Genomic DNA, 17,710 nt, shown 5'->3' with positions numbered 1-17,710 from the left:
TGTTCTTGTCATGCGACGACATGTGCAGGAGATGCCACACAAGCAGCAGAAAAGGCCGCACAGAGAGATTTTGATTTAATTGTAGCAGCAGGTGGAGACGGCACGATCAATGAAGTCGTCAACGGACTAGCACCGCTTGAAAAAAGACCAAAACTAGGAATTATTCCAGTTGGAACGACAAATGATTTCGCAAGAGCACTTGGAATTCCACGAGAAGGTGTTTTGAAAGCGACAGATGCCATTATTGAGGGGGTAGCCAAGCCGCTTGATATCGGTAAAGTCAATGGCCATTATTTTATTAATATTGCTGGCGGCGGCCGGTTAACAGAGCTCACCTATGAGGTGCCTAGTAAGCTGAAGACCATGCTTGGACAGCTTGCTTATTATTTAAAAGGCATGGAGATGCTTCCATCTATCCGCCCGACAGAAGTCGAAATTGAATATGACGGCAAATTGTTTCATGGAGAAATCATGCTGTTCCTTGTTTCACTCACAAACTCAGTTGGCGGCTTTGAAAAACTAGCGCCAGATTCCATTTTAGATGATGGAATGTTTGATCTAATTATTTTAAAGAAGGTCAATTTAGCAGAAGCCATTCGAGTGGTCAGCCTTGCTCTCAGAGGCGAGCATATTCATGATAACAATGTCATCTACGCAAAAGCGAATCGCGTAAAGGTAGATGTAAAAGATAAAATGCAATTGAATTTAGATGGTGAATACGGCGGCATGCTGCCAGGTGAATTTGAAAACCTGTATCGCCATATTGAATTTATTGTGCCAAAAGAAACAGCTGAAAAAATAGGGTGAAGACTGAACTTGGTTCCTTATGGCGGCCAAGTTTTTCTTTGCAAATGAGGTGATAAAATTGGTGAAAATGAAACCGCCTGTTGAAAAGAATGAATACTACAATGTAACCTTCGAAGACTTAACGCATGAAGGTGCAGGTGTAGCAAAAATTGAAGGATTCCCTGTCTTTGTACCAAATGCCCTTCCTGACGAACAAGGGCAAATCAAAGTCACACGAGTCAAAAAAGGATTTGCTTTTGGACGACTCATGGAGCTGACAAAGGAAAGTCAGCACAGGCAAGATGCGCCATGTCCCATTTACAAGCAGTGCGGCGGCTGTCAAATTCAGCATATGAGCTATGAAGGCCAGCTGCTATTTAAACAAAAACAAGTAAAGGACGTTTTAGAGCGGATCGGCAAGCTTGATATGAGCCGTGTAAAAGTTCATCCTGTACTCGGCATGGAAGACCCTTGGAATTACCGAAACAAAGCGCAAGTGCCAGTTGGCAAACGCGAAGGCGGACTTGTTGCAGGATTTTATCAACAGCGTACCCATGAAATCATTGATATGGAAAAATGTTTGATTCAGCAGTCAGAAAACGACGAAGTGGTACAGGCCGTAAAAGACATATGCAATGCGTTTGGCATCAAAGCGTATAACGAAGAGCGGCACAAAGGCTGGCTGCGTCATGTGATGGTTCGCTACGGTATTGCAACAGGTGAAATGATGGTTGTGTTTGTTACTAGAACGGCTGATTTTCCGCAAAAGCAGCAGGTGATTGAGCAGATTATAGCACGCTTCCCACATGTTCGGTCAATTGTACAAAACGTGAATTCAAAGAAAACAAATGTCATTTTCGGAGACGAAACAACCGTTATATGGGGCGAAGAATACATTTATGACACGATTGGCGACATCAAATTTGCCATTTCAGCCCGATCATTTTATCAAGTGAATCCAGCTCAAACAAAGGTGCTTTATGACAAAGCGCTTGAATATGCAGACTTGCAAGGCGAAGAAACCGTTATCGATGCCTACTGCGGAATCGGTACGATTTCCTTATTTCTCGCACAAAAAGCAGGCAGAGTATATGGGGTTGAAATTGTTCCAGAAGCAATTGAAGATGCAAAACGTAACGCTGCCTTAAACGGAATCAATAATGTTGAATTCGCAGTCGGCGAAGCAGAAACCGTCATCCCAAACTGGTACAAAGAAGGCATCAAAGCAGACACCCTCGTCGTCGATCCGCCAAGAAAAGGCTGCGACGAAGCACTGCTTGACACCATTTTAAAGATGAAACCAAACCGTGTTGTTTACGTCTCCTGTAATCCAGGGACGCTTGCTCGTGATTTGCGCATTCTTGAAGATGGCGGGTATGTGACGGAGGAAGTGCAGCCTGTGGATATGTTTCCGCATACGAGTCATGTGGAGTGCTGTGCATTGTTAGTTAGAAGTAAAGAATAAGCAGGAGAGTCCGAGAGTCTGTAAAAGATTCTAGGACTCCCAACTGATTTAATATCAATGCGATCAATTAGTCTGTGAAGGAATCCGTTTTAGAGATTTCCTGTGAAAATAAACAGCATCGGTGTTGAAGGTATGATCGCCTAAAAGTTTAACTTAGGAACTAACCTTTCCTTGCCGTGTCGTTGACGGTGGTCGTTTTTTGCCTTGGAAGTTCGGTAGTTGAAAAGCATTGCGATGTATACAAACCTGTTCATCATGATTTATACTAATAGATGGAGCGGGTTCGTTCTTCTTTAATCATTTTTATTAGGAGATGTTTTTCTTGATCATCAAATTCATTCGTTTACGTTAATGGAAGGTACAGTCTATGTATACTCACGTCATTTTTAAAAAACTATGACCTGGGTTTATTTAACTGTGCCTTTTTCATTTACTAAATACGAATGAATGAGGTGTTTTTATTTTGTCTAAAAACAATCGGAAAATGACAAACGCATGTCTTCTCTCTGAGTATGAAGACATTTTTAGATGTCCAATATGTTCAAATCCAATTGAGGTAGTAAATTTAAGGAGTTTAATTTGTTACAATCATCATTGTTTTGATATATCTAAGCAAGGATATGTTAACTTATTGTCTCATCCTCCTAAAACAAAATACGATAAAAAACTGTTTAAGTCTAGAAAGATGTTTAGCCAAAGCGGCTTTTTTGATCCGTTGATTGCTCAGGTTTGTGAGAATATGTTAGAAGAGTTGAAACCAACGAGTGATACCATAAAAATATTAGATGCTGGATGCGGTGAAGGTTCACATTTGTCGAAGATACAGCAGAGGATAATTGAACAATCGCAATGTAACTTGTTGGGAATAGGTGTTGATATCTCAAAAGAGGGAATCGATATTGCTTCAAGGAGTCCTTCTAAAACAATCTGGTGCGTAGCCGATCTCGCAAAGTGTCCATTAATTGATAAACAATTCAATTTCTTATTGAATATATTATCTCCATCCAACTATTCTGAGTTCCATAGAATGCTTGCAGATGATGGAATGGTTATAAAAGTTATACCTGAAAGTAAGTACCTTCAAGAATTAAGAGAGATATTTTACAATCAAACAGATAGAACTGTATATTCAAATGAAAATACATTAGAGCTTTTCAATCGTAATTTTGATCTTGTTGACATCCAGCGTGTTCAGTACCGTATAACAATGGAAAGTAAGTACATTAAACAGTTGATCCATATGACCCCCTTGTCTTGGGGAGCATCGGAAGAGCTTATACAACAAGTTCTGAGCGAAAATAAATTGGAAATCACTTTTGACTTTTCAGTCTTGCTTGGGAAGAAAATGAAGGCTCATAGATCAATTAATTAAAAACTTATGATTAAAAAAGCTTATAAGGCTATATGGTTCGAAGACTAAAAACAGCTTGATGTTCGAAATATCTATTATTAAATACCCCCTTAATGGATAGGGGGGTATTCTTCTATGTTCTGATTCTTTTGATCAAGCGCAGAGGATATGATATCAAGTCCAATGTATAAAAAACTAACAAAGAAAGATAAAATCAATGCACCATTTCCCCATATTGAAACTTCAACTAACTTTAAATTTAATACATATTTAATCGTGAAGTAAATAAGCGCCCACGAAGCAAAAAATTCTAAAATATAAGTTATCCATTTTGGGATCTTCAACAAAAAAGTGATTCCTTTCCCTATAAATAAAACTATAAACGACCAAAAAACTACGATGATGCTGACTAACAATGAAAAGGTAATCAAAGAAAATAATGAATCATAAGTGATGTATTCACCGAATAGAAAATTCACTCCCAATGAGACTAGAAAAAGCATAACAGTTGGAAGCGCAATAACAATACTAAGGGAAAAACATATTAGTAAAATAAGAAGAACGGCAGCAAAAGCGCCAGGTGCTTCATCTACAATGTTTTTCTTTCTGAAAAATGTATAGAGCATGATAGATACTAAAAGGAGTACTAAAAAAGTCATTAGAATAACGTAAGATAAAGACATGATCACCCTCCATAAAAAAGTGCTATTTAGTACTTATTGTTTATTTAGAGAAGATTAATAATGAATTTGCCATAGTTTTAGTAACTTTTAATAAAAGCATAGTGAACTGTTTTATGTATTATTACTATAAGATAATTACTCCTTTCTATAAAATAAACAAATATCATAATAATATCCATATTAAGGTTGATTGGTATTTTTGCTATTTGTATAATGTGATATTTGTCGATTTCAAATTTGAAATAATTGAGGTTTTTTTCATTAGTTTGGCGAATGCCTTACCTTCTCCCATTGAATGACACGTTTCTCAGCAGCACTTTTGAAAGGCGTTTACGTCTCCTCAAATTTTTGATATTTTATAAAGTGCTGATAGCATTTTGTTATTGTTCATTTTATGCTCCTTTTGCGTTGAATCCTAACTAAAGTATATAATGATAATAGAAGGACATGCCCTTTAGGCGCTATGTCATGAGAGGAATTGGATGAAAGATGAGTAAAAATTTCTGGCGTGATTTACCGCGGCCATTTTTTATATTAGCACCAATGGAAGAAGTGACAGATGTTGTGTTTCGTCATGTTGTGAGTGAGGCGGCGAGACCGGATGTGTTTTTTACAGAGTTTACGAACAGTGAGAGTTATTGCCACCCTGATGGTATTCAAAGTGTGAAGGGGCGTTTAACGTTTACAGAGGATGAGCAGCCGATTGTTGCTCATATTTGGGGAGACAAGCCTGAGAACTTTAGACAAATGAGTATTGGAATGGCGGAATTAGGATTTCAGGGGCTTGATATTAATATGGGCTGTCCTGTTCCAAATGTCACGCAAAACGGGAAGGGCAGCGGCTTAATTCTTCGTCCAGATGTTGCTGCAGAGCTGATTCAAGCAGCAAAAGCTGGGGGATTACCTGTCAGCGTGAAAACAAGACTTGGTTTTACTGAGGTCGATGAATGGCGCGGGTGGCTTCGACACATTTTGGAGCAAGATATTGTGAATTTATCGATCCACCTTCGCACAAGAAAGGAAATGAGCCAGGTGGATGCGCATTGGGAGCTCATTCCTGAGATTAAAAAACTTCGTGATGAAGTAGCCCCTGATACTCTTTTGACAATCAATGGTGATATTCCTGATCGTCAAACAGGCTTAAAGCTCGCTGAACAGTATGGAGTGGACGGAGTGATGATTGGGCGCGGGATTTTCCATAACCCATTTGCTTTTGAAAAAGAGCCGAAGGAGCATACAAGTGATGAACTGCTCGGTCTGTTAAGGTTACATCTTGATCTCCATGATCAATACTCATCACTAGGCTTGCGTCCATTCAAGGCACTGCACCGTTTCTTTAAGATTTATGTAAAAGGATTCAGAGGAGCGAGTTTCTTAAGAAATCAATTAATGAATACATCATCAACAGATGAAGTGCGTGCCATGCTGGATGAATTTGAAGCGAGAAATCAAGAACAATCATGACCAACAAGAGGAGGGGGCGAACCCTTCTCTTTTTTTATTAAATAGGACTATTAAACTAGTTCTCTTAAATGGTAAAATGAGATAGAAATAACAATTGGAGGTATTTCATTTGAAACCATTTTGGGATAAAGACAGTGAAAGCGAAGAAACATTTAAGAAAATCAATGAGAAAGGCATTGCAAAAGCGGAAAAGAAGCTAGGCGTCATCTTGCCGGATACATATAAAAAACTGATTCTCGAACAAAATGGCGGGTATACCCTGCATAACGCTTTTCCCACGGATCAGCCGAATGGATGGGCAGAGGATCATGTGTCATTTGATCATTTAAGAGGAATTGCCAAAAATGAAGGCATTATGGATAGTGATTATTTAATAGAAGAATGGGAATTGCCTGAGGGACTTGTGCTCATTTGTGGAGATGGTCATACGTGGATTGCATTGGATTACAGAGAAACAAAGGAACATCCGCCGGTTCATTACTTTGATCTAGATTATGAGACGGATTTCAAATTAGCGGATTCGTTTGATGAACTGCTTGCTGGGCATTATACTGCTGAATAGGAAAAGGCAGCCGCAAGTAGATATATTTCATTAAATCCGCTGTTATACAGTGTTTTTTGAGAGAGACAAAAGAGTCTCTCTTTTTTTTGCGAAGCAACATTGAATCTCTCTCCAAAACGGTACCTGTTATGTTTAAGTCCTATTATTCAATTGGTTCACTTTCCACTCACTATATTTTCTGACGATAATATCTGCCACAATGTAAAATGGCAGAAAGCTGGAGTTGTCCACTTTGTTATATAAGTGAAACGGGGTGCTGCTTACATAGATGTTAAACATGGCATTTTGTGCAAGGAGGTTATTCCTTAATGTGGTCATGCTGATAAATTTGATATGTCTCGTTTTCACCAATTGAATGATTTCATCTAAATTCTTCGATTCACCCGATAAAGAAATGATAAATAAAAGGTCATCCTCACCAAATTCAATGATTCCATCTGTTAAGTCCCGCTTGCTTCGTAATACTTGAGATTTTTTATGCAGTGACCATAGCTGCCGCTGTACATCATTGGCCAAATCGAGTTGTGCAGTTCCTGTACCATAAATATAAATATACGGTGCGCGATCTATCAGTTGATTTAATTGATGAAAGTCCAGCTGCTCCATATATTTTCTTGTCTGCCGGATATCTTGATCAAGCAGCTGCATTAAATCTTGTGTTGTCTCTTCAGTGAAAGCATTTAATTTCACATAAGACTTTAAGTCACTATAGCCGTCGAACCCTATTTTCTTAGCAAGCCGATGGATGGATGAGATGGAAGTATGAGCATAACGGGCAAGGTCCTGAATTTTCATTGTCTTCATTTCTTCAAGATGATCATGGATCGTTTTAATAATGTGTAGGTCATTCTTATTTAAATCTTCGAAGTATTCATTAACCAGCTTGTCCAGTATCATGCGATGTGCCCTCCAACATGAAAATATTTTCTTCCTATGAAAATATAATCTAATGTTACAACTTGATTTCTAAATACGTCAAACCTATTGGTTTTTGTAAGCGCTGCCTTTACAGTGGTGTTATGGATCAAGCAAAGGGGTAATGCTTATGAATGCAATCAAGCGGTTTGGCAGTGCTATGGTAGTTCCTGTACTTTTATTCGCGTTTTTTGGTATTGTTGTCGGCCTCGCGACTTTATGTAAGAATCCAGCGATTATGGGGGAAATGGCTGCAGAAGGTACGATGTGGTATAAGGTTTGGACACTGATTGAAAGCGGAGGATGGACGATTTTCAATCATATGGAATTAGCCTTTGTGATTGGATTGCCTATCTCACTTGCAAAAAAAGCGCAAGCCCGTGCGACGCTCGCAGCTTTGATGATTTATCTCGTATTTAACAATTATATTCATGCTATTTTGACACTTTGGCCGTCTGCTTTTGGTGTTGATTTATCGCAAGGTGTTGAGAATGTAGCGGGAGTAAAAGAAATTGCGGGTATACCTACGCTGGATACAAGTATCATTGGTGCGGTGATGATATCTGGAATCGTCATTTGGATCCATAATCGTTTTTATGATCAAAAGCTGCCTGAAATGCTTGGGATTTTCCAGGGGCTTGTATTTGTTGTCATCATCGGATTCTTTGTGATGATTCCTATTGCTTTTATCGTTGCTTTTGTATGGCCCTATGTTCAGCAGGGGATTCAATCTCTCCAAGGGTTCATGGCACAGTCTGGTTATATTGGTGTCTGGCTGTTTCATTTCTTGGAAAGGGTGTTAATTCCAACAGGACTTCACCATTTTATTTATACACCTTTTGAGTTTGGTCCAGCGGCTGTAAATGGAGGGTTAAAACCATATTGGATTGCTCACTTAAATGAATTTGCGTCCTCAACTTCCGATTTGAAGGATCTTTATCCATACGGATTTTTATTACATGGGAACATTAAGATGTTCGGCTGTTTAGGGATAGCTCTAGCCATGTATTTTTCTACACCGAAGGAAAATAGAAAAAAGGTTTTGGCTTTGGTATTACCCGCCACATTGACAGCCATATTTGCGGGAATTACAGAACCGCTTGAATTTACGTTTCTATTTCTCGCGCCTTATTTATTTGTGATACATGCACTTCTTGGAGCGACCATGGTGACAATCATGAATATGTTTGGTGTTGTCGGAATGATGGGTTCCGGGCTGATTGAAATAGCTGCATTGAACTGGATTCCGCTCTCCTCAAATCATGGAGGGATTTATCTGATCCAAGCGATGATTGGGCTTCTCTTTACTGCATTGTATTTTGTCATATTTAGATGGATGATTGTGAAATTTGATATTCCATTACCAGGACGAAAAGATGAGGAGGAGACGAGGCTATATACCAAACAAGATTATGAGAGTCATAAAAAAGCTCATGACAAAAAGGAATCACCCGTTTATGCATCAGAGTATGAAGAGAAAGCCGTTTATTTCTTAGAAGGCCTTGGCGGTAAAGAAAACATTAAAGATGTGACAAACTGTGCCACGCGTCTGCGTATTACAGTGATTGACCCTAGCTTGGTGAAAGATAGGGACTACTTTACAGAGAATAAACTGGCACACGGCATGGCTATGAGTGGTCAAAGCATTCAAATCATTGTTGGCTTAAGTGTACCGCAAGTAAGAGAGTCCTTTGAGACTAAACTTTCATTAGATTGAAAAAGGAGCTGGATATCATGAAAAGATTTAATATTACCATCGCTGGAGGCGGAAGTACATTTACACCGGGAATCATTTTGATGCTGTTAGACTATTTAGAGGAGTTCCCAATTCATACAATTAAACTCTATGATAATGATGAAGCTAGACAAAAGACGATTGCAGATGCATGTGAGATTATGTTAAAAGAACGAGCACCAGAAGTGCAATTACTGGCAAGCACGGACCCAGAAGAAGCGTTTACTCAAGTCGATTTTGTGATGGCACATATTCGTGTCGGAAAATATGCAATGCGTGAATTAGATGAGAAAATTCCATTGAAGCATGGAGTCGTCGGACAGGAAACATGCGGTCCAGGCGGGATAGCTTACGGAATGCGTTCTATTCCAGGTGTATTAGAACTTGTCGATTATATGGAAAAATACTCACCTGAAGCTTGGATGTTAAACTATTCGAACCCAGCAGCGATAGTAGCTGAGGCAACACGTAAGCTAAGACCGAATTCTAAGATTTTAAACATATGTGATATGCCAATTGGCATCGAAGAATTAATTGCAAAAAATTTAGGCTTATCTTCACGGAAAGAACTAGAAGTAGATTACTATGGTTTGAATCACTTTGGCTGGTGGACAGATATTCGAGATAAATCAGGAAATAGCTTAATGCCTGAGGTGATTAAGCATGTAAGCCAGCATGGTTATGCAACAGATGGAACATCTGAACTAGAACAGCAGAAGAGCTGGAACAGCACATTAAAAAAGGCCAAAGATATTCAAGCGCTTGATCCAAAAACGGTCCCTAATACGTATTTGAAATACTATCTATTTCCAGATGAAGAAGTAGCATATTCCAATATAGAATTCACACGTGCCAATGAAGTCATGGAGGGACGGGAAGCGTTTGTTTTTAGTGAGTGTCAGGCCATCATTGATAAAGGAACTGCAAAGGAAACAAAGCTGACCATTGATGAGCACGCTTCCTATATCGTTGATTTGGCAAGAGCCATTGCTTTTAATAAAAAAGAACGGATGCTGATGATTGTAGAGAACAATGGCGCCATTAGAAACTTTGACCCAACAGCAATGGTCGAAATTCCTTGTATCGTTGGCAGCAATGGTCCAGAAAAATTAGTAGTTGGAGAAATTCCTAGATTTCAAAAAAGTCTCATGGAGCAGCAAGTTGGCGTAGAAAAATTAGTAGTAGAAGCATTTGAAGAAGGGTCCTATCAAAAACTATGGCAGGCCATCACATTATCGAAAACGGTGCCGAGTGCAAAAGTAGCAAAAGATATTTTAGACGACTTAATTGTGGCAAATCAAGCATTTTGGCCAGAATTAACATAACAGGAGAATAAGCAATATGGGCGTGACAGCGCTCATATTGCTTATTTATTGTGATGGAGACGAAAAGAACCCTTACCAAAAGGGGCCCGTCATTCCTTACTCCGCACTCTCCTCAACCTCACGGCTATCCTCAGTTTCACCAATATAAATAGGGCCGTTTGCGTGGTCGATTCGGATTGGCCATTCGTATGGAATTTGAAGACGTCTAGCAATGGTTCTCCAGAATTTTGTGGAATCCAATTCGAATTCTTGGAAGTCTTTTAATAAGTCTTTGTAAGACGAGCCGTCAAATTGAATGTACATATCTTGAAGGCGCATGAACGCGACATGTCTCACTTCTAGTGCTGCTGCGGCTTCCATTTCTTCTTCTGTTGCTTCTCCGATGATTGTACCTGCGGGCGGAAGCATGTCGTATACGTTAAATTCCTCTTCTTCTTCTTGTGCTGCATTGTGCTGTTGATCTGACATTATTCTTCACTCCTTCTCGTTTTCAATCAAAACTTTATTCCGTGCTTACTTCTATTATCGGAAGGAAATGTGAAATGTGGAATTATAATTGCTCAACTGTTAGGGGTTAAAGAAAGTGTTTACACCGGATAGAATTCACCATTAATTATAGATAATCAATTAAAAATAATTATAAACTTTTTTAATTTAATTTCTTAAAACTACCTTAAATTTAAGAAAATAAATACAATTTTAGAAATTTATAATTTAGAATTTAAAGTAAATATTGAAGTGAGGAGTATTACTATGAAATTTAAAATTTTTTTATTGGGTTTTTCAGTGACATTATTTATCCTATTATTGATTCCAACACAGATATCAGCTTCAGAAATTACTGATGAATTCCCTCTTGATAATTATAGAGTTGAAGATGGACAAAATGAAGTGTTGAACTACCTTAAAGATAATGGATTAGATTATCCAGTAGGTTCTAAAGGATATGTTGAGTTTTTAAATTCAATTTCTTCGTTAAAAGTGAGTGCTTATAATCAACGCTTAATGTCTGCTTATGCTGGGATATATCTCATGGAACAAGAGAATTATTATTTTAATGATAATAATCATTTAGCAAGTAATAATAAAGAAAATTTCAAATTGAATAAAAGTGTACTGAGAAAAACTATTGAAGATTTTAGAAAAGAAAATGAACAAAAAAATATAGAAATAGAGAAGAAAATAAGTGAATATAAATTAGTAAATGAAATTACAGGACAGCAAGTTGTTACTGCTGCTTCTTCAAATTTTAATAGAACTAAGGCGAAAAAATATATTAATGATAATTGGAATAAAACTGCAAATTCTAGATTTGGATATTTCGGCGGTTCAGGAGGAGATTGTACTAATTATGTTTCACAGGTAATATATGCTGGTGGGAAAAAAATGAATTATACAGGTAAGACAGGAGTCTCTCAATTTTCATCTAATACAAAGGGATGGTATTCCAGTGTTTATAGTTCATCTACAGGAAACTGGTCTACAATTTTGTATTCTACATCTTGGGTAAGAGTTGTAGATTTTTATGCTTATTGGTCGCGAACAAGTAAAGTATATAATGGATTAAATGCTAAGCAGGTTGCTAAAAAAGTATCTACTGGTGATGTTATACAAGCGTATAACAAAGATAATGGTGGATGGTATCATACTATGGTGGTTTATGATGTGAAAAATGGAGAAACAAGATACTCAGGTCATTCTAAAGCCCATAAGTATGCTCATCTATCCTATGAATTCAAAGGAAAAGGATATAAATTCAGAGTTATAAAAATGTAGAAAACTGTTTAGAAGGTAAGTATTATACCTTATCATTAACGTAAACTCTTATATAATTAAGGATATCTTTAAATAATTTCATACAGCCAAATAAAGAAACCGCACTTTCGAAAAGTGCGGCTTCTTTTTTATGCTTCTACTTTATTGAAGAACTGTGGCAAATATTCTTTGTGTGCTTCTAGCATTTCATCTAGGATGCTTTTTGCAACAGCATCTGATGGGACAAGCGGGTTGATGGTCATTGCGACAAGGGCTGTGTTGTAATCGCCTGTCACAGCTGCTTCAGCAGCTACACGTTCAAAGGATTTAATTTGAGAAATGAGTCCTTTGACAGCGACCGGCATTTCACCAACAGCGATTGGTTTAGGACCGTCTTTTGTGATAACGCAGTTGAGTTCAACGGCAGAATCATTTGGAATGTCACTGATGGCGCCATTGTTAATCGTGTTGACAGGCTGAATGTCATGCTTGTCGTTATAAATGGATGCAATTAAGTTACAAGCTGCATCACTGTAGTAGGCACCGCCTCGTTTTTCAAGCTGTGGCGGCTTGATGTCTAGATCAGGGTCTTTGTAAAGCTCGAACAGATCATTTTCTAATGCGCGAACGACTTCTGCACGAGTTCCTTCGTTTGCTGCTGCTTTCTTTTCCTCAGCCAGCATATCACTTGTTTTGTAGTAGTAGCGGTGATATGGACAAGGAATAACGCCAAGCCCTTTTAAGAAATCAGCATCCCACGGAATCGCTTGAATGTTGTTCATCGACATGCTGGAGTTTGGATCCGCCATGTCTTCGATCACTTGATCCATGATGCTTTTGCCGTCTAAGAATACATTGAGTCCAAAGACCATATGGTTTAATCCAGCAAAGCTGACTTCGACTCTGCTTGCGTCGACATTAAGCCCTTTGGCGATTCCCATGCGAATGCCGATTGGCACGTTGCATAAGCCAACGACTTTTCGATGGTTTGAATAACGAAGTACGGCTTCAGTGACCATACCAGCTGGATTTGTGAAATTCACAAGCCATGCATTCGGGCAAAGCTCTTCAATATCTTTGACAATATCAAGAATGACAGGAATGGTGCGAAGTCCTTTGAATAGACCCCCTGGACCATTTGTTTCTTGACCAATGACATCATATTTTAAAGGAATGCGTTCATCCTTCATACGTGCTTCAAGAAGTCCGACACGGAATTGTGTTGTAACAAAATCAGCATCTACAAGCGCTTTTCTACGATCTAATGTTAAATGAACCTCGATTGGAAGTCCTGCTTTTTTGACCATGCGTTTTGCAAGATTTCCTACGATCTCAAGCTTTTCTTTTCCCGCTTCAATATCAACGAGCCAAAGCTCGCTAATCGGAAATTCATCGTATCGTTTAATGAATCCTTCTACAAGCTCTGGTGTATAGCTTGATCCTCCGCCAATTGTGACAACCTTTAATCCTTTTGCCATGCTCTGCACCTCCGAATAATGTAACGCGCAATGTTATAATAGAGAAAAGTCTTTTTTATTTTGTACATCTATAGCTTATCGTGAGAGCATCTCATGCGTAAATGACTTCAGCGTCTTTAGGCAAGGGTGCCCTATTTAGAGATTTGTTACATAAAAGAAACACCTTGTGACATGTTGTTGGAGAAAGGGGAAGTCAGATGTTTTCAAGTGAGGTCATTTCCAGCTTTAATGAACTAGAAAGCGCTTTATATCGATATATCATGGAAAACAGTGAAAAGGTCGTATACATGAGAATTCGAGACCTTGCAGATGCTGCACATATTTCCACCTCGTCTGTCCTTCGTTTTTGCCGAAAAGTAAATTGTGAAGGCTTTTCAGAGTTTAAAGTGAAGCTCAAAATGTATTTAGAATCAGAGCAGACACCTTCTTTAAAAAGCACACAGCACTTTCTATATGAATTTATTGAACGAACATTAAAGGGAGACTTTGAGGGGAAAATTAAGGAGGCAGCGAAACTCATTGCTGAGGCAAAAAATGTGCTGTTTATCGGGACTGGCAGTTCTGGCATTTTGGCGCAGTATGGGGCGAGGTACTTTTCAAGTCTTGAGAAATTTTCCTTTTACATCAATGATCCATTTTTCCCGATGAATATGCAGTATTTAGACAATAGTGTCACCATTGTGCTGTCTGTATCAGGGGAGAACAGTATTACGATCGATCATATTTCAAAGTTAAAAAGGGAAGGCAGCACAATCATTAGTATTACGAATAACCAGCACTGCACGATTTCGCGCATTTCAGATTTAAATATTGCCTACTACGTCACAGATGAGCGGGTCCACAGAGCCAATATCACCACACAGACGCCAGTTGTGTATATTTTAGAAGCAATGGCCCGTGACATGTTCACGATGTTAAAAGAAAAGTAAAAGAGCCGCTGCATGAATCAGCTGCTCTCTTTTTTCTGCTTCATAAAAGAAAGGATGGCAATACCAGAACAGACGAGCACAAACAGACCGCCTAGCAAATACACAGACCTCGCCCCATATGCATCCGCAATCAATCCAACAAAGAAAATAGATAAACCGACAGATACAGAAGAAAGGACGTAATGAGCCGAGTACACCTTTGATAAATCTTGGACAGGTGTTTCCGTTTGAAGAATGGTTTGCTGCGAAACATCACGAATTTGATAAGCAGGCCCCATCAAAATACAAAGCAGCAAAGCAAGCCATGGCAGGCTGTTCAGTGAATAGACAATAGTCAGCACTGCATAAATGAATGACCCAGCTGCCATAAAGAGAAGAAGCTGTTTTTGAATAAATTGACTCATCCATGCAGCTAAGAGACCGCCTAGAATGGTGCCGATATAATAAGCGGCATTGATAAAGCCCCACCATTCCTCACCTTGCTTTAAATCTTGTGTGACAAAGGCAAGCGTAATTGCCCCGATCCACACAGCACCCGCAATATTTTCACAAACATCCATAAACGTCAGGGTGCGCACCGTTTTATTTGTCCAAATGATCGTCCAGCCATCTTTAAAGCTGTTCGTCTTATTTGCTTTTCGAACCGTCTCTTCTTGCTTGAGAAGAGGAAAGACAGGGATGAAAAATAGGTAAGACAACACAATCATGACACAAGTGATCCACATTAAATAAAATGGCCCGATCCATAGGACCAGCATTCCAGTGAACGAATAGCCGGCGATTTGAACCATTTGATGAAAAATGGACGCTGTACTGTTTGCTTTCACAAGCTGATTTGCTGGCACAAGCATCGGCATGATCGCCTGCATTAAAGGACTGATGAACCCGCCTGTGAGGGAAATCAAAATGAGTGCACTAAACAGCCAGACCATATGCTGCTGAAAGAAATGAAATTGGGCTGTAAACACGATGAGCATCCCAAGACGTAAAAGCGGGACCCATTTCAATAGGCGGCCAGCTTGAAAGTAATCAGTTAAAACAGGAGAGAAGAGCCCAGCCAATAGCTGGCATATCGTTCTGATCAGCGGAAAGACAGCCGCATAGGCAACAGATTGTGTATCTTGATAAATGACAAACGTGATCGTCATGACAAATAAAATATCACTTAGCATGAGAAGGCTTTTACTGCTTGTATAACACCAAAACTTGTTTCCCATATTAAACCGGCTCCTTTTCAAAAACAAGTTTAGTATAGCATGGTGATGAAGGGTTCAGAGGCTGTCCATTGAAAAATACATCTTATGGATGAGAAGATTGTGATAAGCTAAATGAAGGACATTGTAAGGAAAGGGGTTCAATCACTTGAGAAAATTACCAGCACATGATTTTTTGGACAAACATGGCATCCCATATGAGATCAAAACATTTTCTGCCGAAACAGAAAAAGGAGCAGCAAATGTAGCGGCAGCCCTTGGTTTTCGTGAAAGACAAATGATCAAAACATTGATCTTTGAAACAGGAGAAGGGGAGCAGCTGCTTGTGATGGTTGGCGCTGACCAGCATATTAAGTCAGGGAAACTAAAGAAAGCGGCCGGCTCCCGTAATATTAAAATGGCTTCACCGGAGAAGGTTCTTGAAGTGACGGGCTATCGAATTGGTTCGATTCCGCCGTTTTGCTGGCAGCCAGAAGGATTCCGCACGATCATTGAAGCTTCATTATTAGAGGAAGAGATATTAGGGGTTGGAGCAGGAGAATGGGGAAATGAAATCCTCATCACACCAGAACAATTAGTGAAAGCCTCAAAAGCTGTACCATTTGACATCGTGCAGCCAGCCGAATAAAAAAAGTGCCTGTTTTTGGAGCAGGCACTTTTTTAATTGGCAGCAGGCGTAGTGAATGGACCGATACCTTTCATTTGTAGGAAGGCATCCACGGTTCTATTTTCTTCAAGATCATTCGCCCGTTTGCACACAACAACTGGTCTGACAATTTCAATGTCTTCAATGTACACGCGCCCAATTTCTTTCCGCTTGAGACTACCTTGAACCGCATCACGGGGAACAAGTGTGATACCATATCCAGCTTTGATCATTTGTATCGCTTCATGAACACCGCTGAACTGCAAGTCTACGGTAGGTTTTTTGATGCCTTTCGAGGTAAAAAGAGAAAAAAGTTTATCTCTTGTGGAACTGCCTTCTTCACGCATCAAAAAAGGCTCCTGGCTCAGGCGCTCTAGCGGGACGGTTTTTCCGTTCAATGGATGGTCTGCCGGGACAATAAAATCATAGCTTAAATTCGTTAAATGAGAGGTGAGAATCTCTTCATGGTGCAAATCCTCGATCACAGCGATGGCCACATCTGATTCATATTGAAGCAGGCTTTCTAAAACCTGAGCGGAGTTTCCACTTTTTAATTCAATTTCCGTTTCAGATGAAGATGTTTTAAAAGCAGCGAGCCAATCAGGCAGTAAAAAGTTGAGTGGTACATAGGTAGAAGCGATGCGGAGCCGCCCCTTTTTTCCGTTTTGTAAAAGTGCAATCTGATATTCTACTTCCTTTTCAGCCTCGAACACTTGCCGGGCATAAGGGTATAGAATTTTCCCCATTTCCGTAAGTGTAATCCCTCTGCCATTTCGTTTAAAAAGACGGAACCCGATCTCACTTTCAATGCTTCTAAGCTGAGCCGTCACAGCTGGCTGTGTCAAAGATAGCACGTCTGCTGTTTGTGTAACACTTTTTGTCTCTGCGACTTTTGCAAAAATTCGAAGAGCATGTAAATTCAACTTTGCACCACCTATCAATTATTTTGATGGTTCAATCAAAAACATTCATTAGATTTATTATAAGGCATCCCTTATTGTAAAGATAGCGAAGGGGGAAGGGAAAATGGATCATCGTCAAAAGCAAGTGGTGTCAATATCGCTTATCACAGCATTTGCACTGATTGGGGATTCAATGCTTTATATTGTTCTTCCGATCTATTGGAAAGAGATTGGTTTATCATCTATTTGGGAGGTTGGGCTGCTGCTGTCCATCAACCGATTCATCCGCATCCCGCTAACGCCTGCCGTTTGGTGGCTCTATCGGTTTGTCCCAATGAAAACAGGTGTATTGATCGCTATATTGATTGCATCAGTAACCACGATGCTATATGGTGTGAGCGGTTTTTGGCTGCTGCTGATTTGCCGCTGCGCTTGGGGGCTGGCATGGACGTTATTGCGTATGAGTGGAATGAGGTTAATTGCTGAGACTGCCAAGGCAA

15 protein-coding genes and 2 pseudogenes are annotated in these 17,710 nt (G+C 39.4%); 11 read left to right on the top strand and 6 right to left on the bottom strand.

The annotated features are described in order from the left end of the window. From AOQ70_RS12975 to AOQ70_RS12965, 3 genes are all read left to right on the top strand, one after another. Positions 1–807, top strand: an 807-nt coding sequence (locus AOQ70_RS12975; protein ID WP_059376697.1) for a diacylglycerol kinase, incomplete at its 5' end; no start/stop codon positions are given. Positions 808–868: 61 nt separating this feature from the next. Beyond that, on the top strand, positions 869–2,251 hold the full coding sequence (rlmD, locus tag AOQ70_RS12970; protein WP_059376703.1) for a 23S rRNA (uracil(1939)-C(5))-methyltransferase RlmD: 1,383 nt from the start codon (positions 869–871) through the stop codon (positions 2,249–2,251). A 463-nt stretch (positions 2,252–2,714) separates the two neighbouring features. Further along, complete coding sequence (locus AOQ70_RS12965) at positions 2,715–3,623, top strand: putative RNA methyltransferase (protein WP_231730875.1); 909 nt, start codon at positions 2,715–2,717, stop codon at positions 3,621–3,623. An 89-nt stretch (positions 3,624–3,712) separates the two neighbouring features. Here AOQ70_RS12965 and AOQ70_RS12960 read toward each other — a convergent pair whose 3' ends face one another. Continuing rightward, positions 3,713–4,285 (bottom strand): hypothetical protein, encoded by a 573-nt coding sequence (locus tag AOQ70_RS12960; protein WP_059376695.1) that lies wholly within the window; start codon positions 4,283–4,285, stop codon positions 3,713–3,715. Positions 4,286–4,774: 489 nt separating this feature from the next. On the opposite strand from AOQ70_RS12960, the gene AOQ70_RS12955 reads away from it, so the two are divergent. Next, a complete protein-coding gene (locus AOQ70_RS12955) occupies positions 4,775–5,749 on the top strand; it encodes a tRNA dihydrouridine synthase (protein WP_017366774.1) in 975 nt (324 codons plus the stop codon). A 109-nt stretch (positions 5,750–5,858) separates the two neighbouring features. Next, a pseudogene (locus AOQ70_RS12950) lies at positions 5,859–6,308 on the top strand (SMI1/KNR4 family protein); the annotation flags it as partial. Between the two features lie 135 nt (positions 6,309–6,443). Here the strand turns inward: AOQ70_RS12950 and AOQ70_RS12945 are convergent. Next, positions 6,444–7,208: a MurR/RpiR family transcriptional regulator gene (locus tag AOQ70_RS12945; protein WP_059376692.1), complete on the bottom strand. Its 765-nt coding sequence runs from the start codon at positions 7,206–7,208 to the stop codon at positions 6,444–6,446. A 148-nt stretch (positions 7,209–7,356) separates the two neighbouring features. On the opposite strand from AOQ70_RS12945, the gene AOQ70_RS12940 reads away from it, so the two are divergent. Both AOQ70_RS12940 and AOQ70_RS12935 read left to right on the top strand, forming a co-directional pair. Further along, the gene (locus AOQ70_RS12940; RefSeq protein WP_059376690.1) at positions 7,357–8,943 is read left to right on the top strand and encodes an alpha-glucoside-specific PTS transporter subunit IIBC; all 1,587 of its coding nucleotides are present in this window, start codon (positions 7,357–7,359) and stop codon (positions 8,941–8,943) included. A 17-nt stretch (positions 8,944–8,960) separates the two neighbouring features. Further along, a complete protein-coding gene (locus AOQ70_RS12935; protein ID WP_059376687.1) occupies positions 8,961–10,286 on the top strand; it encodes a 6-phospho-alpha-glucosidase in 1,326 nt (441 codons plus the stop codon). 96 nt (positions 10,287–10,382) lie between these two features. Here the strand turns inward: AOQ70_RS12935 and AOQ70_RS12930 are convergent, their stop codons facing one another. Then, positions 10,383–10,754 carry a hypothetical protein gene (locus AOQ70_RS12930; RefSeq protein ID WP_059376686.1) on the bottom strand — a complete coding sequence of 124 codons (372 nt, stop codon included), beginning with the start codon at positions 10,752–10,754 and terminating at the stop codon, positions 10,383–10,385. A 285-nt stretch (positions 10,755–11,039) separates the two neighbouring features. Here AOQ70_RS12930 and AOQ70_RS12925 point away from each other — a divergent pair, with 285 nt between their 5' ends. Beyond that, entirely contained in the window at positions 11,040–12,062 is a 1,023-nt protein-coding gene (locus AOQ70_RS12925) for an amidase domain-containing protein (RefSeq protein ID WP_059376685.1), read from the top strand. 128 nt (positions 12,063–12,190) lie between these two features. Here the strand turns inward: AOQ70_RS12925 and AOQ70_RS12920 are convergent, their stop codons facing one another. Then, positions 12,191–13,519: a 6-phospho-beta-glucosidase gene (locus tag AOQ70_RS12920; RefSeq protein WP_059376681.1), complete on the bottom strand. Its 1,329-nt coding sequence runs from the start codon at positions 13,517–13,519 to the stop codon at positions 12,191–12,193. Between the two features lie 197 nt (positions 13,520–13,716). Between AOQ70_RS12920 and AOQ70_RS12915 the strand changes: the two genes are divergently transcribed. After that, positions 13,717–14,448, top strand: coding sequence for a MurR/RpiR family transcriptional regulator (locus AOQ70_RS12915; protein ID WP_059376678.1), 732 nt, complete (start codon positions 13,717–13,719; stop codon positions 14,446–14,448). Between the two features lie 17 nt (positions 14,449–14,465). On the opposite strand, the gene AOQ70_RS12910 is transcribed toward AOQ70_RS12915, so the two are convergent. Further along, positions 14,466–15,665, bottom strand: a complete 1,200-nt coding sequence (locus tag AOQ70_RS12910) for an MFS transporter (protein WP_059376676.1) — start codon at positions 15,663–15,665, stop codon at positions 14,466–14,468. A 145-nt stretch (positions 15,666–15,810) separates the two neighbouring features. Here AOQ70_RS12910 and AOQ70_RS12905 point away from each other — a divergent pair, with 145 nt between their 5' ends. Continuing rightward, a complete protein-coding gene (locus tag AOQ70_RS12905; protein WP_039177033.1) occupies positions 15,811–16,290 on the top strand; it encodes an aminoacyl-tRNA deacylase in 480 nt (159 codons plus the stop codon). A 32-nt stretch (positions 16,291–16,322) separates the two neighbouring features. Here the strand turns inward: AOQ70_RS12905 and AOQ70_RS12900 are convergent, their stop codons facing one another. Beyond that, entirely contained in the window at positions 16,323–17,231 is a 909-nt protein-coding gene (locus tag AOQ70_RS12900; protein WP_059376673.1) for a LysR family transcriptional regulator, read from the bottom strand. Between the two features lie 103 nt (positions 17,232–17,334). On the opposite strand from AOQ70_RS12900, the pseudogene AOQ70_RS12895 reads away from it, so the two are divergent. Then, a pseudogene (locus tag AOQ70_RS12895) lies at positions 17,335–17,710 on the top strand (MFS transporter); the annotation flags it as partial.

The sequence above is a fragment of the Bacillus sp. AM 13(2015) genome (genome assembly GCF_001518755.1).
Classification (GTDB): domain Bacteria; phylum Bacillota; class Bacilli; order Bacillales; family Bacillaceae; genus Bacillus; species Bacillus safensis.
The sequence above is the reverse complement of the archived record's forward strand: the minus strand, read 5'-3'. Positions and strand labels throughout refer to the sequence as shown.

Bases quoted from the DNA above. Each gene is read 5' to 3' on its own strand.
- AOQ70_RS12960 (WP_059376695.1), bottom strand. From the start codon at position 4,285: ATGTCTTTATCTTACGTTATTCTAATGACTTTTTTAGTACTCCTTTTA.
- AOQ70_RS12955 (WP_017366774.1), top strand. From the start codon at position 4,775: ATGAGTAAAAATTTCTGGCGTGATTTACCGCGGCCATTTTTTATATTA.
- AOQ70_RS12945 (WP_059376692.1), bottom strand. From the start codon at position 7,208: ATGATACTGGACAAGCTGGTTAATGAATACTTCGAAGATTTAAATAAG.
- AOQ70_RS12940 (WP_059376690.1), top strand. From the start codon at position 7,357: ATGAATGCAATCAAGCGGTTTGGCAGTGCTATGGTAGTTCCTGTACTT.
- AOQ70_RS12935 (WP_059376687.1), top strand. From the start codon at position 8,961: ATGAAAAGATTTAATATTACCATCGCTGGAGGCGGAAGTACATTTACA.
- AOQ70_RS12930 (WP_059376686.1), bottom strand. From the start codon at position 10,754: ATGTCAGATCAACAGCACAATGCAGCACAAGAAGAAGAAGAGGAATTT.
- AOQ70_RS12925 (WP_059376685.1), top strand. From the start codon at position 11,040: ATGAAATTTAAAATTTTTTTATTGGGTTTTTCAGTGACATTATTTATC.
- AOQ70_RS12920 (WP_059376681.1), bottom strand. From the start codon at position 13,519: ATGGCAAAAGGATTAAAGGTTGTCACAATTGGCGGAGGATCAAGCTAT.
- AOQ70_RS12915 (WP_059376678.1), top strand. From the start codon at position 13,717: ATGTTTTCAAGTGAGGTCATTTCCAGCTTTAATGAACTAGAAAGCGCT.
- AOQ70_RS12910 (WP_059376676.1), bottom strand. From the start codon at position 15,665: ATGGGAAACAAGTTTTGGTGTTATACAAGCAGTAAAAGCCTTCTCATG.